The 21,306-nt window shown below is 65.3% G+C and carries 23 protein-coding genes and 1 pseudogene; 8 read left to right on the top strand and 16 right to left on the bottom strand.

Features of this window, described 5'->3' with window-relative positions; genetic code table 11:
* Window positions 1-566: pseudogene (locus ACKODO_RS12195) on the top strand (hypothetical protein); the annotation flags it as partial.
* Window positions 567-574: 8 nt separating this feature from the next.
* Here ACKODO_RS12195 and ACKODO_RS12190 read toward each other — a convergent pair.
* From ACKODO_RS12190 to ACKODO_RS12160, 7 genes are all read right to left on the bottom strand, one after another.
* Window positions 575-1,810 carry a phage major capsid protein gene (locus tag ACKODO_RS12190; protein ID WP_408983707.1) on the bottom strand — a complete coding sequence of 412 codons (1,236 nt, stop codon included), beginning with the start codon at window positions 1,808-1,810 and terminating at the stop codon, window positions 575-577.
* Between the two features lie 15 nt (window positions 1,811-1,825).
* Window positions 1,826-2,416, bottom strand: coding sequence for an HK97 family phage prohead protease (locus ACKODO_RS12185; protein WP_408983706.1), 591 nt, complete (start codon window positions 2,414-2,416; stop codon window positions 1,826-1,828).
* A 250-nt stretch (window positions 2,417-2,666) separates the two neighbouring features.
* Window positions 2,667-2,864: a hypothetical protein gene (locus ACKODO_RS12180; protein ID WP_408983705.1), complete on the bottom strand. Its 198-nt coding sequence runs from the start codon at window positions 2,862-2,864 to the stop codon at window positions 2,667-2,669.
* Entirely contained in the window at window positions 2,861-4,054 is a 1,194-nt protein-coding gene (locus ACKODO_RS12175) for a phage portal protein (protein ID WP_408983704.1), read from the bottom strand. The genes ACKODO_RS12180 and ACKODO_RS12175 overlap by 4 nt, the downstream gene beginning before the upstream one ends.
* A 22-nt stretch (window positions 4,055-4,076) precedes the next feature.
* The gene (locus ACKODO_RS12170) at window positions 4,077-5,396 is read right to left on the bottom strand and encodes a DNA-packaging protein (protein WP_408983703.1); all 1,320 of its coding nucleotides are present in this window, start codon (window positions 5,394-5,396) and stop codon (window positions 4,077-4,079) included.
* Window positions 5,353-5,727, bottom strand: coding sequence for a hypothetical protein (locus ACKODO_RS12165; RefSeq protein ID WP_408983702.1), 375 nt, complete (start codon window positions 5,725-5,727; stop codon window positions 5,353-5,355). The genes ACKODO_RS12170 and ACKODO_RS12165 overlap by 44 nt, the downstream gene beginning before the upstream one ends.
* A gap of 268 nt (window positions 5,728-5,995) precedes the next feature.
* Complete coding sequence (locus ACKODO_RS12160) at window positions 5,996-6,508, bottom strand: YcgN family cysteine cluster protein (RefSeq protein ID WP_408983701.1); 513 nt, start codon at window positions 6,506-6,508, stop codon at window positions 5,996-5,998.
* Between the two features lie 104 nt (window positions 6,509-6,612).
* Here ACKODO_RS12160 and ACKODO_RS12155 point away from each other — a divergent pair, with 104 nt between their 5' ends.
* From ACKODO_RS12155 to ACKODO_RS12145, 3 genes are read left to right on the top strand one after another with little or no spacing between them, the layout of a single operon-like run.
* On the top strand, window positions 6,613-8,793 hold the full coding sequence (locus ACKODO_RS12155) for a transglycosylase domain-containing protein (RefSeq protein WP_408983700.1): 2,181 nt from the start codon (window positions 6,613-6,615) through the stop codon (window positions 8,791-8,793).
* Between the two features lie 7 nt (window positions 8,794-8,800).
* Window positions 8,801-9,379 (top strand): DUF1214 domain-containing protein, encoded by a 579-nt coding sequence (locus ACKODO_RS12150; protein ID WP_408983699.1) that lies wholly within the window; start codon window positions 8,801-8,803, stop codon window positions 9,377-9,379.
* On the top strand, window positions 9,376-9,924 hold the full coding sequence (locus ACKODO_RS12145) for a hypothetical protein (RefSeq protein ID WP_408983698.1): 549 nt from the start codon (window positions 9,376-9,378) through the stop codon (window positions 9,922-9,924). Before ACKODO_RS12150 ends, ACKODO_RS12145 begins: the two co-directional genes overlap by 4 nt.
* A gap of 4 nt (window positions 9,925-9,928) precedes the next feature.
* Here the strand turns inward: ACKODO_RS12145 and ACKODO_RS12140 are convergent, their stop codons facing one another.
* From ACKODO_RS12140 to ACKODO_RS12120, 5 genes are all read right to left on the bottom strand, one after another.
* On the bottom strand, window positions 9,929-10,807 hold the full coding sequence (locus tag ACKODO_RS12140; protein WP_408983697.1) for a hypothetical protein: 879 nt from the start codon (window positions 10,805-10,807) through the stop codon (window positions 9,929-9,931).
* A 45-nt stretch (window positions 10,808-10,852) separates the two neighbouring features.
* A complete protein-coding gene (locus tag ACKODO_RS12135) occupies window positions 10,853-11,050 on the bottom strand; it encodes a hypothetical protein (protein WP_408983696.1) in 198 nt (65 codons plus the stop codon).
* 153 nt (window positions 11,051-11,203) lie between these two features.
* Window positions 11,204-11,545 carry a DUF1491 family protein gene (locus ACKODO_RS12130; protein WP_408983695.1) on the bottom strand — a complete coding sequence of 114 codons (342 nt, stop codon included), beginning with the start codon at window positions 11,543-11,545 and terminating at the stop codon, window positions 11,204-11,206.
* Complete coding sequence (locus tag ACKODO_RS12125) at window positions 11,545-12,318, bottom strand: peptidoglycan-binding protein (RefSeq protein ID WP_408983694.1); 774 nt, start codon at window positions 12,316-12,318, stop codon at window positions 11,545-11,547. The genes ACKODO_RS12130 and ACKODO_RS12125 overlap by 1 nt, the downstream gene beginning before the upstream one ends.
* A 53-nt stretch (window positions 12,319-12,371) precedes the next feature.
* Window positions 12,372-14,039 carry a hypothetical protein gene (locus ACKODO_RS12120; protein ID WP_408983693.1) on the bottom strand — a complete coding sequence of 556 codons (1,668 nt, stop codon included), beginning with the start codon at window positions 14,037-14,039 and terminating at the stop codon, window positions 12,372-12,374.
* Between the two features lie 329 nt (window positions 14,040-14,368).
* On the opposite strand from ACKODO_RS12120, the gene ACKODO_RS12115 reads away from it, so the two are divergent.
* A complete protein-coding gene (locus tag ACKODO_RS12115; protein WP_408983692.1) occupies window positions 14,369-14,707 on the top strand; it encodes a hypothetical protein in 339 nt (112 codons plus the stop codon).
* 67 nt (window positions 14,708-14,774) lie between these two features.
* On the top strand, window positions 14,775-15,203 hold the full coding sequence (locus ACKODO_RS12110) for a SufE family protein (protein WP_408983691.1): 429 nt from the start codon (window positions 14,775-14,777) through the stop codon (window positions 15,201-15,203).
* Here the strand turns inward: ACKODO_RS12110 and ACKODO_RS12105 are convergent, their stop codons facing one another.
* From ACKODO_RS12105 to ACKODO_RS12095, 3 genes are all read right to left on the bottom strand, one after another.
* Window positions 15,204-16,037 carry a DUF6456 domain-containing protein gene (locus ACKODO_RS12105; RefSeq protein WP_408983690.1) on the bottom strand — a complete coding sequence of 278 codons (834 nt, stop codon included), beginning with the start codon at window positions 16,035-16,037 and terminating at the stop codon, window positions 15,204-15,206.
* Window positions 16,034-16,489 carry a helix-turn-helix domain-containing protein gene (locus tag ACKODO_RS12100; protein ID WP_408983689.1) on the bottom strand — a complete coding sequence of 152 codons (456 nt, stop codon included), beginning with the start codon at window positions 16,487-16,489 and terminating at the stop codon, window positions 16,034-16,036. The genes ACKODO_RS12105 and ACKODO_RS12100 overlap by 4 nt, the downstream gene beginning before the upstream one ends.
* Window positions 16,490-16,783: 294 nt before the next feature.
* A complete protein-coding gene (locus ACKODO_RS12095; RefSeq protein ID WP_408983688.1) occupies window positions 16,784-17,191 on the bottom strand; it encodes a MucR family transcriptional regulator in 408 nt (135 codons plus the stop codon).
* Between the two features lie 391 nt (window positions 17,192-17,582).
* Here ACKODO_RS12095 and msrB point away from each other — a divergent pair, with 391 nt between their 5' ends.
* Complete coding sequence (gene msrB, locus ACKODO_RS12090; protein ID WP_408983687.1) at window positions 17,583-17,984, top strand: peptide-methionine (R)-S-oxide reductase MsrB; 402 nt, start codon at window positions 17,583-17,585, stop codon at window positions 17,982-17,984.
* Window positions 17,985-18,046: 62 nt separating this feature from the next.
* On the top strand, window positions 18,047-20,233 hold the full coding sequence (locus ACKODO_RS12085) for a S9 family peptidase (RefSeq protein WP_408983686.1): 2,187 nt from the start codon (window positions 18,047-18,049) through the stop codon (window positions 20,231-20,233).
* Window positions 20,234-20,294: 61 nt separating this feature from the next.
* On the opposite strand, the gene ACKODO_RS12080 is transcribed toward ACKODO_RS12085, so the two are convergent.
* Window positions 20,295-21,113 (bottom strand): hypothetical protein, encoded by an 819-nt coding sequence (locus ACKODO_RS12080; RefSeq protein ID WP_408983685.1) that lies wholly within the window; start codon window positions 21,111-21,113, stop codon window positions 20,295-20,297.
* Window positions 21,114-21,306: the final 193 nt, after the last annotated feature.

Below are 21,306 nucleotides of genomic sequence, written 5' to 3'. Positions count from 1 at the left end.
TGATCCTGGCCTTGCCGGCTTTCGCGCTGGGTGGAGCGCAGTCGCAACCCGATCCGGGCTTGCAGCCGCATGTCCTCATGGTGCTTTCGCGTGAAGGCACCCGGCATGGTGCCTGCACGGGAACCGTGATCGGCCGCGATGAGGAATGTCGCGCCGACGCGATGCTCCACCTCGCCGCGGTCGAAAGGCAGCGGCGCGAAGCGCGCGGGCAGAGGAGATTCGAGCCGGATCAGCGCGAGAGCGACGAGGCCAGCGCGGGCACGCTTCGCAGCGCCACCGTGGGCGTTCTTCCCCGGCTTTTCCCGCGCTTCCTGCGCATCGGCACGTCACCAAGCGCGGATCTGTCCGATTTCGCGATCTGCACCGGTGATTCCGGCGGCCCGGTTCTCGCTACCGGGTTCGGCGGCAAGGTCATCGTCGGCGTGGTCTATGGCCGCGAGAGCTTCGGCGATGCCCGCTCCTGCGGCACGATCGGCCAGGCGGTGCGCCTGGCGCCGCAGGCGGGATGGATCGAGCAGAATCTCGCGCGCTGGTCGGGCGAGGCTCGGCCCCGCCCGACCCGCTGATGACGCTGTCACACCGAGAAGCGCAGCAGCTTGATCGCATCGAAATCCTGCACGCCGCCGCCCACGCGCTTCGTTGTGTAGAAGATCACGAAGGGCTTGGTGGAGAACGGATCGCGCATCGTGCGGATGCCGATGCGATCCACCACCACATAGCCGCGCTGGAAATCACCGAAGGCGACCGAGAGGCTGTTCGCGGCAATATCCGGCATGTCCTCGGCTTCCACCACGGGGAAATTGAGCAGCGTCGAACGCGCGCCGGCCATGCTGGGCGGCTGCCAGATGAAATTGCCGGTCGTGTCCTTCAGCTTTCGGATGGCGCCCTGCGTCTTCCGGTTCATCACGAAGGTGCCATTCTGGCGATAGACCGCTTTCAGCGCATGCGCGAGGTCGACAAGGCTGTCGGAGGGGTTGGAAGCCGCAAAGGCACCCGCCGCACCGGTTGTGACAAAGCCGAGATTGTTCCAACTCCAGCTGGCCTGCGCCAAGGTGGGGTAGGTGAGGAAGCCCTTCGGCTTGTTTGTGCCGTTGCCGTTCACGAAGGCCGTGGTCTCGGCCGCCGCGAAGGCGCGGACGATCTCGCTGGAGATCCACCCGTCGATATCCACGGCCACGTCATCGAGCATGGCCTGGGTCGCGGCCGGCTGGGTGAAGAGCTCGCCCGTGGGGAAATCGAGCGCCACGAAAGCGCTGGCCTGCACGGCATTGCCCGGGGCGGCATCCCCCGTCCAGCCCGATTGCGCGCCGGTCGGCGTCACCGCCTTGCGCAGGCCGGAGCCTGAAACGGCCTGCACGCTCGCGATCGACCGGATCGGCGAGAGCCCGGCGATCCGCGCAAGCACGCTCTCCTCCGTGAGCATGGGGAGAAGGTAGCCTCCATCCGGTGCGGTCATCGAGGTGGTCGACTTGATTTCGAGGCGCTGCAACGCCTGCGTCTCGCCGGAGCGCAGATAGCTTTCGAAGGCGCCCTTGTGCTCGAGGGCCGCGAGCGAAACACCCTCCTCGCCGAAGCCCAGGGCCGGGCGACGCCCCTTGGTCTCCAGCGTCCGGATCCGGTCCATGCACAGGTCGATCGCGCGGTCCATGCGGGCGAGCTTCTCCGCCTGAAGCGGGTCTGCCGCCGCGCGGCGGTCATCATTCTCGCTGCGATACTCACCGACGAGGCGGTTCAGATTGTCGAACTCCTCGGCTTGCGAAAGCGCTTTCGTTTCCGGAGCCGCGGCTTCCGGGTGACGCAGATGGGTCATGGTGATCCTCGTGGTTCAGAATTGCGCCATCCGGCGCCGGGAAAAGGCGGCGGCATGTGCGCCGCTGCCCAATGGGCCCCTGCCATCGCCACGCGGGGCGATGCGCGCCTGCGGCAACAGGGGGAAGGTAACGATGGAAATCTCCCAAAGATCGAGCTTCTCGAGCCGCCTCAGCCCGGTCTCCAGGTCGCGCTTCTCACTCTCGGCCTTGAAGCCGATGGAAAGCCCGTCCACGCTTCCGCGGGTGATGAGGCGGTGCAACTCGCGCGCCTTGGGGAGTTCGAGGTCGAGCCGACCCAGCACCCGCAGGCCACGCTGATCCTCGGCGATTTCCAGCCATTCCCCGACCGGATTTCGGGGATCATGCTGCCAGAGCTGCTTCACGCCGATGGCCGTGCGCTGCGCAAGGCTCGCCCGGAAGGCACCTGGCATCACCACGTCGCGTCCGAGATCGGCCACGCCGAAGAGCGATGCATAGCCGTCGAAATAGCCCTGCGCGTCAATGCGCGGGGCGGCACCCGCGCCCCGGCTCTTCTGAACGGGCGCGCGGGTGCTTCTCCCGGCCGGCAGGGAGGCGGACCGACCGAAATGCAAGGCGTTCGGCATGGGCTATTCCTTTGGTCTGTTGCCTGGTTCAGGGCTTTCTCGCAGCATCGTCGTCGAGCCGCGTGATGCGCAGCTTCCGCTGGGGCTCGGATTTCGTCTCGAACCGCGGCTCCGGGCGCTCCAGCCGCTCAATGAGCTCGAAAAAGCGCCTGAAGAGCCGCGCCGGCTCGATACCATTCGCAAGAGAAGGCCCTGCCGACCGTCGGGCCCGTCGCGACAGGGTCGGTCGTGTGAATCGCCACATGGCTGGTTATCCCCCGGATGATCCGGTTCCCTGGCGTCGGTTGAACCGCGCGATCTCGCGCACGAAGGCATCGAATCGGCGATTGGCCGCCGCGTTTTCCTTGAGCAGGTGAATGCAGGCACCCGAGCTCGCCCCCGCCCAGAGGAACAGGACGAGATGAGCGAGATCGCCGCGTGCGAGGATGCTTTCCGTCACCGCGCTCATGGGCGTGGCGGACGCGGTTTGGCCTTGGCACCGTAGCCGAGGGCGTTGCGCTTTTCCTGGTCGGTCAGGAAGCTGGCTTCGGCCACGCGCTTCCAGAGCGCGCTGCGATCCTCGGCAATCGCCTCGATCTGGTCGAGATCGGGCAGGAGGGTGATGCGTCCCGCATAGGCTGGCTGAAGCCATTGCGCCATGGCCCCCGATACCCGCCGGACCAGCGGCACAATGGTCTGCCGCCAGAAGGCGCGATTGGCCTCGGCATAGTTCGAATAGGTGTTGTCGCCGGGCAATCCCAGCAGCAGGGGCGGCACTCCGAAAGCCAGCGCGATTTCCCGCGCGGCGCCATTCCGCGCTTCCTGGAAATCCATGTCCTTGGGCGTCAGCGCCAAAGGCTTCCAGTCGAGCCCGCCTTCCAGCAGGATCGGCCGGCCCGCATTGCTCTGGCCCGAGAAGGCCTGTTCCAGCTCGGCCTTGAGGCGATCGAACTGCAGATCGGTGAGGTTCTCCGGCGAGGCATAGACCAGCGCACCGGAGGGCCGGGCGGAGTTATCCAGCAGAGCCTTGTTCCAGCGGCTTGCCGCCTCGTGCATTTCCAGCGGCACCTGTGCCGCGCAGAGCGGCGCGTAGCCCTGGTGGTCATCGAGCGGATCGGCAAGCCTGAGATGCAGGATCGGCTGCAAGCCTTCCGGCTCGATCGCGATCAGCGAGCGGGCCGCGCCGAGGCTGTATTCATGGCCCCGTGGCCAGCCATCCGGCCCCGCCACCACCCGCACCCGATCCGGCCGCAGGGCATGGATCTCGAGCGGGGCCGTCTCGCCATCGGTCAAGAGATGCAGATAGGCATTCCCGAAGAGAAGGAGATGCGTGAAGACGCCATCGAGCAGCGAAATTCCGCTCTCACGCGGATTCGGCCGGTCCAGCAGCTTTTCGAGCGGGTGATCCGTCACCTCCGCGCCATCAACCGTGAGCGCGAGCGGCACATTGGCCGCCGATTCGGCGATCAGCCGGACGCAGCGATGCACCACCGGGTTGCGATGGAACCCCGCGCGCACCAGCGCCACGCCGCTCGCCTCGCCGAACAGCCCGCGACCGGGATGGTGGAAAGCCAGCATGGGCAAGCCCTGCTTGCGTTCGGGCGCACGCATCTCCGGCCCCGGCTGCCGGCCGAGGAGACGGGAGAGGATCGATGTCATGAAAGCCTCCGGGGCGAGAAAGTCAGCTCAGGCGGCGCACGCGCGGGGCGGCACCATCATTCTGTGAAACAAGCGCGGTGACCGCCCAGACCAGCGCGTCGAGCCGGTCCGGCGATCGTCCATCCGCAAGGCCATCAGGCCCGAAGGCCGTCATTTCGTCTTCAAGCGCCGGGAAGGCCCCCACATGGTGCACCCTTCCCTGCGCATAGAAGGCGGCGACGGGCTCGGCGCGCAGGCGCTTGCCGCGTGTCGCGCGCACCGTCGTCACCGGCACGCCATCGTCGAGGGCCGCAATCACGCTGGCCACCATGTCGCCGCCCTGGTTGATCTCGGCCAGAAGCTGGTCCGCTTCATGCGTGCGGAAGGCCGCGATGGCCCGCGCCGCCCACGCCTCGGGCTTGGCTGCCTCCAGCGAAGCATCTTCCAGCACATAGATCGCGCCATCAGCGGCCCGCCCCGCCACCACGATGCCGCTGCGTCCGCCGCGCTTTCCGCCGGCAGGAGGGTCAACCGCCACCACGATCCGCTCGAGATCGGGCGCTTCGGCCACCCGGCCGCGTTCAATCGTTTCGCGCCGGAACAGCGCATCGGGGTTCTCCTCGACGAAGAGCCCCTCGAGTTCCTGCCGGCCCAGAGCCGTGCCGGCATAACGATCGACCACCTGCGCCAGGAAGGCCGGGGCGAGATTGGCCGCGTTGGCCCGGGTGGAAGCGCGCGTCACCGCCGCATGCGGGTCATTGGCGAGCCGCTTCAGCAGGGGTGTCGGCCGTGGCGTTGTCGTGACGATCTGCCGCGGCTGATCCCCGAGGCGCAAGCCGAATTGCAGCATGTCGAAGGCCGCTTCGGCATAGCGCCATTTCGCCAGTTCATCGCACCACGCGGCCTCGAACTGAGGCCCGCGCAGGGATTCGGGATCTTCCGCCGAAAAACCTTGGGCAACGGCCCCGTTCGGCCATTCAAGCCGCCTCCGGCTGGTGTTCCAGACGGGGCGTTCATCCGGCGGATGCACCGCGCGCAGGCCGGAAACACCCTCGACCATCACCTCGCGCAGGTCATTCTGCGTCTCGGCCACGATGGCGATCCGCCCCACGGGCTTCGCGCTGAAGGGCGGCAACCCCAGGGCGAGGCCCCTCACCCATTCCGCGCCTGTCCGGGTCTTGCCTGCGCCCCGCCCACCCAGGATCAGCCAGGTCGTCCAGGCTCCGCCATCTCGTGCTCGCGCCGGCGGCAACTGGTCCTCGCGGGCGAAGAGCGTCCAGTCGGTCGCGAAGGCGCGCAGGGCGGCCGGCGAAAGGCCCTCAAGGAGCGCCGGGCCCTGCCCGCTCGTGACGCAGCTGCTCAAGGCGCTCCGCAAGTTCGCGACGGAACTCGGCAAGGGCGCGGGCCGGCGCGGCGTTGTCGCTTTCATTCCGATCCTCCGCCAAGCGGGAAACCCCGGCCTCGTCGTCGATGGCCACGAGATCGCGCACCGTGCGTGCAATGATCGCGAGCGTCTTGGCTTCGCGCTCCATGGCCTGCGGATCGTCGCGCAGGGCGGCGAGGCGATTTTCCACCTCATCCACCTGCTTCTCCGCCGTCTGCCAGAGGCGGGAGACGATGCGCCGTCGCCGGGCATGGCCAGGCCGCTTGCCGCGCGATGCGGTGGATGGTGCATGGGATCCATTGGAGTTCATTCGGTTTCCCCCACAAGGAACAGCGCCGTCCTGTTCGGCATCAGGGGCGAAGCACGGCGCACCATCCGCCCGGATGATTTCCGTGCAGAACGCGAAATGCCGCCCCGTCGCGGCAACGGGCCGGAGGACAATCATGAAAAGGTCTCTGAGAAGCCCCCGCTGCTGAAACGCCTCGGGCGTCCTGGTCACAATTCGGGAGCGTGAAGAGAGGATGCCCGATCAGCGTGACGGTGTCAATGACTAAATTCCTATACTAGGAATATTAACCTTAACTGCGGGGATTGCTGTCTGCCTTCGCCTTCCGGGCCGGCCGCGCGTCCTTGGGCCAGCGCCCGGGCCAGGCGCGGATGCGTTCGACCAGTTCGGGGACGGAAAAGTTCTCCTCGTGGCCCGAGAGACGGCCCTTCACGCTGATGCCGGCCTCGACCACGCTTTCCGGGCGGCCCGAAACCAGCGGGTGCCACGCCGGCAGATCCTGCCCATCCGCGAGCAGACGATAGGCGCAGGTTGGAGGCATCCAGTGAAGATCGGCGATGCTCTCCGGCCGCAATGTCACGCAATCCGGCACCACGGATGAACGGTTGGGATAATCGCGGCAGCGGCAGCTTTCGCCATCGAGCAACCGGCAGCCGACATCCGTGAAATGGATGCGCCCCGTATCCTCGTCATCGAGCTTGACAAGGCAGCAGCGCCCGCAGCCATCGCACAGGCTTTCCCATTCCGCCTCGCTCATCTCGGCGAGGGATTTGGTTTGCCAGAAGGGCCTTGGCGGATCGCTCATTCTACCCTCCTGCGCCAGATGACTTGGGCCGGTCAATTGCCGCCACTGGCTTTCAGGCCACGAAGGGGCTAGAAGATAGCCGCTCTCAACGCGATTTCGGGCGCATGGATTTTCACCGCGTCACCTGGTCCGAGCGATTCCGGCGTCGTCTTCGTGATTGGGACGCGGCGCTGGAACACGGCCTTTTTCAGATGGGTCGTCGCCTTGGCGAAGCGCTTTGGCGTATCCGCCACGCATCTGATCGCCTGGAACCCTCCCCTTTCGGCCGCGTGATGGTGACGGTCGCCTGCGAGGCGCTGACCTATGCGACGATCGGCGCGGTTCTGCTCACGGCCCTGGCGAAGCCGGCCTTCCGAGCCGTGAACGAGGAGAATTGGCTGAAGCAGACCGATCTCGCCGTCACCTTCCTCGATAGCGGCGGACAGGTCCTGGGCAAGCGCGGCATCCTTCATCTTGAATCCGTCACGGTCGAGCAATTGCCGGAGCACCTCGTGAAGGCGGCCCTCGGCACGGAGGATCGCCGCTTCTACGAGCATTTCGGCATCGATATCGGCGGTCTCTTCCGCGCCATGATGTCGAATGCGCGCGCCGGCGGCGTGGTGCAGGGCGGCTCGACCATCACGCAGCAGCTTGCGAAGAATCTCTTCCTCAACAACGAGCGCACGCTCGATCGCAAGATCAAGGAAGCCTTCCTGTCCTTCTGGCTGGAAGCGCGCCTGCCGAAGAACGAGATCCTGCGGCTTTATCTCGACCGCGCCTATCTCGGAAACGGCGTCTTCGGCGTGCAATCCGCGGCCGAGCATTACTTCGGCAAGAATGTGCGTGACATTACCCTCGCCGAGGCGGCGATGATCGCCGGCCTCTTCAAGGCGCCCTCGCGCTTTTCGCCCACCGTGAACCTGCCGGCCGCCCGCGCACGCGCGGCGGATGTGCTTTCGAACATGGTGGAGGCGAAGTTCCTTACGCCGGGTCAGGTCGCGGCCGCACTTCGCAACCCCGCGACTCCCATCGAGCGCAACACCGATACGGTTGCGGATTACGCGCTCGATTTCGCCTTCGAACAGATCAGGCAGCTTGCGGCCGCCGGCAAGCTCGGCAACGAGCGCGTGCTGACCGTGCGCACCCCGATCGACCGTAATCTCCAGCGCCATGCCGAGCGCTCTCTGGAGGCGATCCTGCGCGAGCAGGGCCCGAAATACGGCGTCTCGCAGGCCGCGATGGTCGTGCTCGACCATGATGGCGGCTTGCGCGCGATGATCGGTGGCCGAGATTACGGCCAGAGCCAGTTCAACCGCGCGACGCAGGCAATGCGGCAGACAGGCTCCTCCTTCAAGACCTTCGTGTATGCGGCAGCGCTCGCCGAAGGTGTCGTGAAGCCAGACACCATCGTGACCGATCGTCCCACCTGCGTTGGCAACTGGTGCCCCGCCAATTATGGCCGCTCCTATGCCGGCTCGATGAGCGCCACGGTGGCCTTCGCGAAGTCGATCAACACGATTCCGGTGCAGCTCACCACAGCCATCGGCAAGGGGAACAACAAGCTGGGGCGCGAGAAGATCATCGCCTTCACCAAGGCCGTCGGATTCCAGAATGACCTGCGTGACATGACCTCCCTGCCCATCGGTTCCTCCGAGGCGACAGTCATCGACATGGTCGCGGGCTTCAACACCTTCGCGAATGGCGGGAAGCTTTCGAAGCCCTACGCGGCACGCGAGGTGCTGAACGCGCAGGGACAGGTCATCTACCGGCCTGAGCCGCCGGAAATCCGCCATGATCAGGTCATGCCGCCGCAGGCCGCGAAGGATCTCGTCTACATGATGTACAAAGTGCCGACCGAGGGCACGGGCCGCCGCGCCTTCCTGCCCGGCGTTCCGACCGGCGGGAAGACCGGCACCACGGATGAATATCGCAATGCCTGGTATGGCGGGTTTTCCGGCACCTTCACTTCCGTGGTCTGGTTCGGCAATGACGATTTCAGCCCAACCAACAACATGACAGGCGGCTCCCTGCCCGCCATGGCCTTTGCCCGCGTGATGGCCTTCGCGCATCTCGAAACCGAGCTGAAGCCGCTCTTCGGCCTCGAACACGAGATGCCCCAGCGCGACCCGAAGCTATTGGAAGTTGCGGGCACGGCCGATCTCGCGAGGGGCGAGGGCGGGCTGAAGCTGCGTCTCACGCCGGCGGGTCGCAACCTGCTGAAGGAAATCGAGGCGCTCGCCGAGGACCCGTCCGAGAAGCCGGATCGCCCGCTTTCGCAAGCCCCGGCCCTGCCAGGCCGTTCGTGATTGTCCGATGCGTTTTCTGAGCCTCATCGCCGCGCTGCTCGCCGGGCTTGTGGCCGGCCTCGGCCTCACGGCCCTGGTCGCACGCGATGGTGTCGTCTTCGATCGGCAGCAGCTCGGGGCCTGGAGCTTCGCAGCGCGGATCGGCAGCGAAAACATCGACCCCTATGCCCGCGCCCGCATGCTCGTTTCCGGCGAATTGCCGCTGGCCAATGGCGAAGGCTTCAGCCTTGTCGCCAGCGTGGATGATCAGGGAGAGAAGCTTAGCGCCCGCTGCACCTATCGCGTCAGCGGGCCCCTGCCCGCCGCGCGGTTCTGGACCCTCACGATCGCCACGCCGGACGGACAGTTGCTCGATACCCCCCTCGGCCGTTCGAGCTTCACCTCGGCGGAAATCCTGCGCTTCGCAGGTGAAGCCGTCGCGATTGAAGTCGGCTCGCGCCCGCTTGCCGGCAACTGGCTTCCCGCTCCCGCCAACGGCGCGTTCATCCTCACCCTGCGGCTCTATGAAACGCCGCTTTCCGCAACAGCCACCGTGCTGGATCGCGCAAAGCTGCCGCGAGTCGAGCGGCTGGGATGCGCCGCATGACCTTCTTGCTGCATCTCTTCATTGCAGTGGTCGTGGCCGGCCTCGTGCATCTCGGGGGGCTTTTCGCCCTGCCGCGCACCACGACGGACGATGTGTTCTCCACCCTTTCGCGCTGGGTGACTGGCAACGGCATCATTCTCATGCCCGAAGAGCGGGTGCGTCAGTTGCGGTTCGTGGATCCGAATGTCGCGATCGGTGTCTGCCGGTTCGATCTCGCGGCCGGCCCGTTCCGCGTGCGCACGGGCCTGTCGGAAACCTTCCTCGCGGTGGTTTTCGCGCGCGAGCAAAGCGGGATCATCACATCCGTCTCGGATCGCGCGGCGACGGGCGGCGCGCTCGATGTCGTGCTGGCGACGCCCGAGCAGTTGCGGCGCATCGCCGAGCTCGATGAATCGGGTGAGGCGATCGAGGAAATCCGCGTGCCTTCCCCCTATCGCACAGGCATCGCGATCATCAAGGTGCTGGTGGATCGCCCATCCGGCCGCGCGAATGCCGAGAATGTGCTGCGGGCCGTGCAATGCGGCAGCGAGGCTCTCCCCGGATAGCGCATTACCCTTTCCGGACGAGCGGACGCGGTACCAGCGGTTCGGGCAAGGCGACCGGCGCGGTGCAGACCGGCGGCAGGACGGTATCCTTCCGGAAACGGCTGATATCCGCCTCGAAGGCCATCAAGGCCCGCTCGGCCGGGATAGCCTCGCGTTCCGGACCCTCCACGAGCAGGTGCTCGAGGGAATAGCGATATTGCGCCGCACGATCATGATACGCCCAATGCACGCGGGCGATGATCAGCGCATTCTCGCAGATCCGCCTGATCGCCTGCTCGTGCTGCACCTCGGTGAGATTGGCCACATGGCCGAGGCTCCGCGCCCGCACATGATCAGCCTGCACGACCTGCGCGGAAATCAGCTTGAAATACGGGATCAGCGCGTGATCCGCCGTGATGACATCCCGCACACGGTTGTAGCGCGAGGTGAGTGAGGTGAAATTCTGCCCGCCGGTGAGAACCCGCAGGGTGGGCGAGTAGCCAACCCCGGCACCGAGCTGCGGCCCACCCATGATCGTGCGGTGGAAAAGCGTGATGTCACTTTCGCGCGGCGGCAGAAGGCGATGATAGGCGAAGTGATCCTCCATCCGGGTCAGAACCGGAGCATCGGTTTCCGGCATCAGGAAGTTCCAGGCGCGGGCGCGCAATTCCTTCTCGTCTTCCGTCAGCGCATACCAGGAGGCGGGCTCGCCGCGCGCGGTCGCGGCCAGGATGCCCATGGTGGGAAGGATGGAGTTCTCCCACACGCCCTGCTGCGGGCGACCGAAATCCCCCGTGGCCGAATAGCAGCCCGAGAGCGCGAGGCACATGGCCCCGGCGAAAAACGATATTGTGCCGTGGTTGAAAACGCGGAACTTGTCACGGCCAGCGAAAGGACTTGCCATCGCCGGTCTCCGTCCAAATGTGTTGACCCGCCGCGAAACGCCGCGTCAGGCTCTTTTTCTGTTCTTGCCGCGTTTCGCGTGCCCCTTGGCCGCGACCGCGTCTGGCCCGTCATGGCGCTCGTAACGAACGCCCAGGAAGAGGAGTATCTCCGCTCCGCCTCCACCCTCACCGCCGAGTTCTGCATCGGATTTCGGGCGGGAACGGACTTCCTGTCGGGGCCGCAAGCGAATGATCTCGCCCATGACCCATGCTCCTTCTGGCAGGCGAGTCGGATCAGGTTGCAGTTCCGAATCACCTCGTCGAACCCAAACTCGGTGAGAAGTGTTAAACCTCTCCTAAAAATCGTCCGGTTTCGGAGCAGGAAAACTCTGGGTTGAGGCGGCGCGGTCCTCGTTTCACAGGATACGGTCAAGAAAAGCTTGACCGTCCCGGGCCTCGATTTCGAGAATCCAGATGTCGGGGTCGAAGCGGATTTCCTTCTCGAGGCGCGCTTCCACCTCATCCCTGGCTACGGCTTCATCCTTGTGGAGGCGGGTGAAGGCGCGTTCACTGTCCCCACCCTCGTAAAGCGATTGCGGCGCCGGACCGAACAGGATGCAGGTGCCGTCGAGCCGGTCGACCACCACGAAGACCGTCCCGGATTGCGCGCTCCCGCGTCGGCGCAGAGCCGCGAAGGCACCGCCGAGTTCCGCCCGGCGGATGGTGGCCGAAACAAAGAACTCGCTTGTGAGCCGCATTACTGCGCGATTGGCACGCCGGTGACCTGCGCCAGCGTGCGCAGGTTCGAGCCGCGCGGCTCACCCTTGGCCGGAAGGCGATTATCCTGTTCGAATCGCGTCAGCGCCTGTCGCGTGGTCGGCCCCCACTGGCCATCCTCGGTCAGTGGGCCATAGCCGGCCTTGTTCAGCGCGCGCTGGATATCCTTCACGGTGCGGGGCGAGGTTTCATCGCCGGAAGCGCGCTTCACGAGGTCGAGAAGCTCATCCTTCATCGTGGTCCGGGTGGCGACGATATCCTTCAGGAGCGCCTCGCTGGGCCGCCCATCGACAGGGACGCGCTGCGCGAACTGGAAATCGCGGATCGCCTGCGTCATGCGCGGGCCAGTCTTGCCGTCGGGCTCACCCTTGAAGAATCCACGCTTGGCAAGCTCGCGCTGGATCTCCAAATTCAGGGCTTCGGTCGTCTCGCCGGCCTTTGCCCTTTCCCCGGCCTTCGGCGCGGGGATGGCAGCAGCTGGAACCGGGGCTGCGTTCGGCGGCGCCACCGGCACGGGCTTGCCACCCGTCGACGGGCGGGCCTCGAACGCCGCCTTGGCCATGTCCTGCCGCAGGGGCGGCAAGAAGATATCGGTCTTCGCGACAGGGCGGAACAAAGGCTCGGGATGTCGCTCGGTCTGGAACATCACGGCATTGAGCACGATCACGAGACCGGTGACCGTCGCGGCGGCAGCGGCGAGGCGCATGGGTGTGAACAGGGACCGCCGCCGGCCTTTTCGCGGCGGAACGGACATCCGCCCATCCTGTCGTCGGGGTGTCATCCTGCGCTCCGAAGAAACCCGTTCACTCATGAAGCCAGCCTCCCCGATGCGAGCGGCTGCGGCTGTTCCCGGCGGCGCGCAGTCTTTCCGACCGTGGCCACGCCCCGGAAGCTCACGCGGCGCTGCGCCGCATCGGCCGAGAACACAGCGCGGCAGGCGCCCATCGCGGCCTGTTCCAGCGCCATCTGGAACACGTCCTCGCGGCCAACGGCGAGCGAGCCCCCATCGCCACGGCGCAGGACCACCTGCACATCCGACCCAATGGTGGCGACGGACAGTTCCAGTGCCACGCCCGGATGATCCTGAAGCGCGCCGCGCAGCATCACGCCGATCGCAAAACGCGCGGCATCGCCGGGCAGCTCCGCAGGCGCCTCGTCCGGTTCACCCGGCAGGATCGCCGCCCCCTCGCCACCTTCAGCCGCGAGGATGAAGCGCAGGGCATCCTGCGTGAGGCGCACCACGTCCACCCGCTCGCGCACCGGGGCGGCGGGCCCGGCGAGCAGCTTCAGCCAGCGGCCCATCAGCGCCGTGTTGCGATGCGCCTCGAGCATCGCGCCGCGCGCTTCCTCGGCATAATGGCGATAGCTCGCGAGATCACGCGGGGCAAGCTTCGGATCGGCGATGAGCTCAAGATAGCCCAGGCTCGCATTGAACGGCGCGACGGCATCATGCATCGCACGCTGCACCAGCGACGGATCGGCGCTCGCGCGCGGTTCGGCCTCGGGCGCGATCGGGAGTGACCCGACCTCCTGCCCCAGGGCCACCAGCGCAAGACCCGGAAGACCCGGCGCCGGCGCGACCGACAATTCACGCTCCACGAAACGCCCACCGCCCTGGCTCGAATCCTGGCGCAGCCGCAAGGCGAGCTTCGGGGTGGCCTCGCCCTGATGAATGGCGCAGGACAAAGCCTGCAAAAGGGCCGGACGGTCGATGACCAGCACCGCGTCAATGATCGAGGGATAAGGCCATTCCACGGCCGAGGCGAGCCAGCCGAAGCGCGCGCGCTCGAGATCGCTTGCGAGTAGACCGGTCGAATCGACACAAAGCACCAACCCCTTGTGCTCGCGGAAGGGCTCCTTGCCGAACGGAATGCTGCGCGGCGCCGGTTCCAGCGCGTCGAGCAGCGGCGAACGGGTGGGTGCCAGCGCCAGCATGGTCAGCGTGGGAACGGCCATGCCGATCATCATCAGCACCGTCGGCCCATGCGCGGATGCGAGGATCAACCCGGCAGCTGCGGCACCCAGACCAGCGGAGAAGAGGATGCGCGCGATCCGGCCATGGCCCTGGAAGAGCAGGCGCAGGCCAAAGAATTCCGCCGTCGCCAGCAAGATGGCGCAGAGAAGCGCGGCAACCGGAGAACCGAGCCCGGCCACGAGCAGAATCTGCACCGCGGAAATCGGGCCGAACAGCAGCAAGGCCGGGCGGGGGCCCTGCCGCATCAGCGCGAATGCGACCACCTGCAGCACAAGCAGGCCCGACAGCGCGACGAGATTTTCCACGCGCCAGCCCAGTTCAGGTCGCAGCGGTGCCAAAACGACCACGAGGGCGAGGAAGACCACCGCGCCGAGAAGGCCCGCCATGCGGCCGGCCAGGGCAGTCGACCAGGCGCGCGATTCAGCATTCTCACTCCGCAGGGCGGCAGCAGCAATCCGGCCATCCTGCCCAAGCAGCGTCTGGGTCCAGTCGATTCGCATGGTGGCTTTGGCGAACCTTTCAATTCGGGCCGGCCAATCCGGCAAGGGAATCCGGAGACGCCGGAGCGCCCCGCTGAACGGAACCTCGCGCGGCGCTTCTTAAACGCGCGTGAAACCGGAAGCCCCGGCTGGCCCAAATCAGGCTCCTGGAGGGCAGCAGGCAAGGCTTTCGATTCCTATGGTGAACAACAACCTTCCGAACTCGCTCGGCGTTTGCGATTCCGGTGCTGCTTTCCCGCCCCAAGCGGAGGATCGATCAAATTTGAATCAATTTCCGAACGCTTGTCTCAAGGCCTTCCGTTATTCCGAAGGCGGATAGGAGCAGAATGATGATCACTCGCCTCGTGGTGGCCCTGCTGGCGCTCTCTCTCGTCTCCGGTGGGGGCAGGAACTGGAACGGGCTCGCACCCGAATCCGGCCCGCTGGCTGGAAGTGATCCTCCCTCCGCCCAGGCCGGACTCGCGAAGCAGGCGCTAGATTTCTGCCTCACCCATCGCAAGACTTGCGCAGAGGCCGCCGGGAGCGTGGTGAAATCGGCCGGCAGCCTGCCCTCGCCCGCTCCGGTCAGACCGGCTCCGCCGGCGAGCCTTCAGGCCATCGCGCCAGCCGAGCCCGCCCCGCATCTGCCGCTGCCGCCGCGCCGCCGCTCCACGCCTGCCGGGGCTTGACCCGACGCATCCGCTCGCCCCATCTGCGGGGCTGGAACCAATGGGCCCGGAGCGAAGCGCCACAGCCATGACCTTCACCCTTCCCCCCGGCAATGCGCGCCTCCGGAGCATCGTGACCGATCTCGATTTCCTCGATGATTGGGACGAACGCTATCGCTACCTGATCGATCTCGGCCGCCGGCTCGCCCCCCTTCCGAACGAGGCCTATTCCGATGCCAATCGCGTTCCCGGCTGCGCGAGCCAGGTCTGGCTGCTCATGAGCCGGAACGCCGATGGCTCTCTCTCGATCAAGGGCGACAGCGACGCTCTGATCGTGAAGGGCCTCGTCGCCCTTGTGCTGGCCATGTTTGATGGACGCCCCCTGGCGGAAGTCGCAGGGCTCGATGCAGCAGGCTTCTTCGCCGCCATAGGGCTCAAGGATCACCTCACTTCGCAGCGTGCGAACGGGCTCGCCTCGATGGTCGCGCGCATCAAGGCGGAAGCCGCGAAAGGCTGATCACGCCGTTTTCGGGAAGGCCGGCCGCGAATCAGCCGTTCCCCAGTGACGGATGGGCTGGCAGGCCGTGCCCTGTGCCATGCTCGAGAGGCCATAATGGCGGGCCAGCGACCGCAGACCGAGCGAAAGCACGACCTTGCCCGAGCGCACCGGCAGGCCGAGCCCCTGCTCGATCTCGCCGACCGAGCGCCCGAAGCCGCAAAGATCCATCAGAGGCCCTGAAAAATCCGGCCCGACCGCGAGCATGGCCTTCTGCACGCGCTTCCTGGCCTGCGCCTGAGCCTCCGTCATCGTGAGGCCGGCACCAGGCCCGCCACCGTCGACCACGAGGCGATCCCAGTTGATCGTCACCTTCGGCGGCAGGCAGGCCATCTCGATGTCGCGGCGCAGGCGCTCGCCGGCCTCCTGGCTCGCTTCATCGACCGCGAAGCTTCCGATCTGCTGCCGGGCGAGGAGAGCCAGGGGGTCTTCCCGGAGGTTGCGCTTCACCGGCACGCCTTCCGGGCCTGCCCCTTGTTCCAGCAGGCGATGCTGGTCGCCGAAGGCGTCCTCGCCCGATTGGCGGCGAAAGGCGGCGGCGCGCCCTTCGGCCGTGAGCTGATAGCGGGGCAATCCCGCCACCTGGTCGCAGCGCACGGCGCCGGACGAGAGCAGCGGCGCGAGCGCTGCCATGGGAAAGCGCCCGCGCACCAGCGGGACACCCTTCCGCGACACGACCACCTGCACGATCCCCTCATCGCGCCGCGCATGGGCACCCTGCTCCGCGAGCAGGACCAGCAGGCGATCCTCGTCCCGCCCCTTCGCGCCAGCCTTGGCTTCCGAGGCGGGCCTCATGGTTCGTCCTCCGTCAGCACGCGGGCAAAATCCGCGGCCCAGCGGGCGAGCGCAGCCTCAAGCATCAGAAGAGGCTCATCGAGCAAGGGGCGATCGCGCTGGTCCTCGATCAGTTGGCAGGCATGCCGCACCGTGGTGCGATCCCGCCCGAACACCGCGCCGGTCCGGGTCATCGACAGATGAAACAGCGTGTGGGCAAGATACATTCCCACCTGGCGGGCTTCGGCGACGTGAGCCGCAGAACGGGTTCCGGCGCGCAACTCCCGCAGCGAGCAGCCCTGCCAGTTGGCGGCAACTGCTTCGGCAAGACGCGGCCCAAGCCGGGCCTGCAGCTCGATCGCGGAAAAGCGGCGTGGCGGCGGCAGCTTTCGAGGTCTGCCGCGCGAACGCCGAGCAAGGGTGATAGTGACCGGTTCCGTCACCGGAAAGTACTGCTTCTGCTGCCGAACCATCCCGCCTTCTCCCGAACCCGGCCCCAGATGCTCGGGACTGAAACGGCCCGCCGCACCTCATGGCGAAAGTTAGGAAGAAGCTAAGGATCGGTAAACTGGAAAATCGCATTTTTAAAAGAATTTATTCCGAAAGTCCCCGTAATTTGGTCTTTTAATGTGATTATATTCTTATTTTATTGCACTGCCTTTGACGCATTCGGGAACAGGATTCCGCGCGCATGGGCGTCGGGCAGCGGTGAGGGCACATAAAAAAAGACGCCGCGAGGGCGCCTTTTCATGGATGGGGCGAGCCAATCAGCGACCCCGCTTGCGCTTCTGTCCCAGGCCCATTTCCTTTGCCAGACGCGAACGGGCCGCAGCATAGTTCGGTGCGACCATCGGATACTCGGCGGCGAGGCCCCACTTCTCGCGATATTGTTCGGGAGACATGTTGTACTGCGTGCGCAGATGCCGCTTGAGTGACTTGAACTTCTTGCCGTCTTCGAGACAGATGATGTAGTCGGGAAACACGGATTTCTTGGGGGAAACGGCCGGCTTCGCGGGCTCAACCACGATTTCTGCCGGAACAGTGCCGACCTTCGTCAGCGCGTTGTAGACTTCATTGATCAGCGCGGGCAGATCCGCAGCCGGGACCGAATTGTTGCTGACATAGGCGGAGACAATTTCGGCCGCCAGCTCGATCAATTCGTTGTTGTCCAACATCACTCTCTTTCCTTCCTCGGTTCTTGTCCGGCGGCTCTTTCCGCCTGCGCATTCTGCGACAGCCTCAGGAGTGTTCTTCTTGCATTACCGCAGAAAAACAAGGCGCCACATCAAACAATTGGGGGAGGGATGTCACGAAAATCGAACACGCATCGTGAATCGCATACCCCTGGAAATCAGCAGATACGTGAGAAAATGCTGTCACGCAACTAAAACAGGTGTTCATCTTGAGAAATTTAGAGGAATCACGTGATGAAATCGAAAAATTTGTGTCGAATTCCAGACCTCAGGCGCAAGAATGGCATTTTTGCATCGTCGGCCACTTGCTCGTTTGCTGCGTTACCACCATATCCAGAACAACTCCAAGGCGAACCAAGACGAGGTGATACTGATGAAGGTCCAGCGATCCAATGCCGAATGGCGCAACCTTCTCACGCCCGAACAATATCATGTCTTGAGAGAGCACGGCACGGAGCGTCCTGGCACAGGTCCTCATCTCTATGAAGAACGTCCAGGACTTTACCGCTGTGCAGCATGCGAGAACCCGCTCTTCTTGGCCGACACGAAATTCGATGCCGGGTGCGGCTGGCCGAGTTTCTTCCAGAACATCGGGCCGGATGCCGTGCGCGAGCTCGAGGATCGCTCCTTCGGAATGCGCCGAACGGAAATCCGCTGCGCCTCGTGTGATGGGCATCTCGGACATGTTTTTCCCGATGGGCCTCGACCGACCGGCCTGAGATATTGCATGAACGGCCACGCGCTCCGCTTCGAGCCGCTGGAGGACGAGGGCTGAGAGGCTCTTCCGGCATCGGGCGGCACGCTGAACGCTTTCGCCCGAACGGAATGAACAACCCGATGCCCCCATTTGCCGCCCTTGCCCATCACCGCGCGCCGCGCGCGGCCAGCAAGCCCATGCGCCGCGTGGTGCATGGCGTAACGCTGCATGACGACTACGCCTGGTTGCGCGCGAAGAACTGGCAGGCGGTGATCGAAGACCCGGGAAAGGTTCCTGTGGATATCGCGCGCTACCTCCGCTCCGAGAACCGTTATGCGGCGGCGGGCTTCCGCCCGATGAAAGCGCTGCAGAAGCAACTGATCGCCGAAATGCGCGGCCGGATGGTGGAGGATGAAAGCGCCCCGCCCTGGCGTGACGGACCGTTCCTCTATTACGAGCGCTACCGCAAGGGCGCGCAATATACGCTTTGCTGCCGAAAGCCCGCGAAGGGGGCCCGCGAGCAGATCATGCTCGATGGCCCGAAGGAAGCGCGCGGGCTTGATTACTTCGATATCGGCGCCGTCGCCGTCTCGCCCGATCACAGGCTGATGGCCTGGGCGGCGGATATCACCGGGTCGGAGAGCTATGTCATCCGCGTGCGCGAACTCGGCACGGGCATTGACCATGACCGGCTCGAGCGCACCTCCGGCGATATCGTCTGGGGGCGTGACGGGCGCTTCTTCTACTATATCGAGCTGGATGCCTCCCAGCGTCCCTATCGCGTGATGCGCCACCGGCTTGGCGAGCCGCAGGAAGCGGATGCCGAGATCTATCGTGAGGCCGATTCCGGCTGGTTCGTCGGCCTCGATCGCACGCAGGATGACCGCTATGCCTTCATCGATATCCACGACCATGAAACCACCGAAGTCCTTCTGCTCGATCTGGATGATCCGCGCGAGGTGCCGGTTCCCGTCTTCCCGCGCGAGGCCGGCATCGAATACGAGATCGACCACCATGAAGGCCGGCTGATCATCCGCACCAACCATGCGGACAAGAACGGCCGAAAGCCCGAGGATTATCGCATTCTGGCCCTGCCGGTCGGCGAGACGGACACCGAGAAGGCCGAGGTTCTGGTGGATGAGGTGCCGGGCCGCGCGATCCAGTCGGTGAATGTGCTGAAGAACTGGCTCATCTGGTCCACCCTCGGGGAAGATGGTCCGGCGATCCATGCGCGGAACTGGCGCGACGGCACCGAGAAGCTGTTCCGCCCGCGCGCCGTCATCGGCGATATCTCCGGCGCCATCGGCCCGGAATATGATAGCGCGATCGTGCGCCTCACCTTCTCCTCACCGGCCGAGCCGGAAGTGACGCTCGACCACAATCTGGATACAGGCGAAGAGGTGATCCTCAAGCGGCAGGAAGTGCCGTCGGGCCATGATGCCGCAGGCTACACCGTCGAACGCGCCTTTGCGCCGACCCCGGATGGTGAGACCGTGCCGATCACCATCCTGCGTCTGGCCTCGACGCCGCTCGACGGCACCGCGCCCTGCCTGCTCTACGGCTATGGCGCCTATGGCTATGCGATGGATGCCGATTTCGAGACCGACCGGCTGAGCCTCGTCGATCGCGGGTTCATCTATGCCATCGCGCATATCCGCGGCGGCATGGAGAAGGGTTTCCGCTGGTATCGCGAGGGCAAGCGCGAGAAGAAGATCAACTCGTTCCGGGATTTCCTCGCGGCAGCGGATTTCCTCGTGCAGAAGGGCCATGTCGCGCCAAGGCGCCTCGTGGCGCATGGTGTCTCGGCCGGCGGCATGCTGATGGGCGGCATCGCCAACATGGCGGGCGATCGTTTCGCGGGCATCGTGGCCGAAGTGCCGTTCGTCGACAGCCTCAACACCATCCTTGATCCAAATTTGCCCCTCACCCCGCCCGAATGGGTGGAATGGGGCAACCCGATCGAGGATGTGAAGGCTTTCGAGGCCATGCGGGCCTATTCGCCCTACGACAACATCGCGGCGAAGGAATACCCGCCGATGTTCATCGTCGGTGGCCTCACTGATCCGCGCGTCACCTATTGGGAACCGGCGAAATTCGTGGCGAAGTTGCGCGCGACCATGACAGGCGGCGGGCCCATCCTGTTCCGCACCAATATGAGCGCTGGGCATGACGGCGCCTCGGGCCGCTATCGCCAGCTCGATGATGTCGCGCGGGTCTATGCCTTTGCGCTGGAAGTGACGGGGACGGTCCCGGCGCTGGAAAGCAAGGGCCAGGAATTCGCCCGTGGGAGCCAGCGCCGGGCTTCCGAGAACCGGAGCGGACCTTGACGGTCCGCAAGCGCCGGAAGCGCAGAGAGCCGCGTCACGTGGCCCGCGATCGCGAATTCCCTCAGACCCTCATGCCGCTATCGATGAAGGCGCGCAGATCATCGAGGCTCCGGAAACGGCGATCCACCCCCTCGCCTTTCGCGGTCACAGAGCCGTCGGAATACATGGTGAACCGCGTGCCGGCACTGTCATAAGCACCGACAATATCGAGCGTCTCCAGCGGCGCGAGTTCGGCTTTGGCTTCCGAAAGCCGTGCGAGATCCTCGTCATGGATGAGGCCGGGCGTCGGAGGCCCGCCTTCGAAATCGGGCAACTTCGGAAGGGGCGGAAGGATGGGATCATCCTTTTTGCCGGTATCGGCCTTGTTCGCCCGCATGGCACCGGACAGGCCGGAAGCCCTGGGCTCACCCTCGATCACGGGAGCCGGCGCTGGCTCATCCGGCAGCGGGGAAATCTTGAGCGGAGGTGATTTCAGTTTGGCGAAGAGGTCACGCTCGAGATCTCCGAGGATCCTGGATTCGGATACCGGAGACCGGTCGGCGCGCATCATCCCACCAAGCGCCTCACCAGCCCCAACCTGGGCGGGAACGGGGGTGACCGGGCGCTCGGGCGCTGCTGGCGGCGCCACGACCAAGGGCGGGATCGCCGCTTCCGGTGCCGCCGGCGGCAGCATCACGGCAAGTTGCAACGCGTGGATTTCATGGACAATCGCGCGGCCGACCGACGCCAACGCAACGAGGACCAGAGCGCCCGTGAACAGAATGCACGCGGCCACCAGGTAGCTGTTTCCGAGATCGGTGGGGATAAGCTGCAAGGCCAGCCAGAACGCGGTGGCCGCCAGAAGAACCAGCAATCCAGCCCCGGCATGAATGAGCTTCATGATGCCTTTTCTCCCCAAACCAGAACGACGTGTCCTTGAAAAATCAGACTAATTGGACGGTTCTATCAACTCGACCGTTGCCGATTTTGATATCAGCAATTCCCCGGCGTGGTCGTGAACCGGGCTTTTGATTGTGCCGAGGTCGGCCATTTTGGTCGTCGCCCCGGCGCGCTTGCCCGATCCGGCTATGCCA

Origin of the sequence: Rhabdaerophilum sp. (assembly GCF_046092605.1) — a bacterium.
In the GTDB taxonomy this organism is placed as follows: domain Bacteria; phylum Pseudomonadota; class Alphaproteobacteria; order Rhizobiales; family Beijerinckiaceae; genus Rhabdaerophilum.
This window is presented reverse-complemented; position numbering and strand designations above follow the sequence as displayed.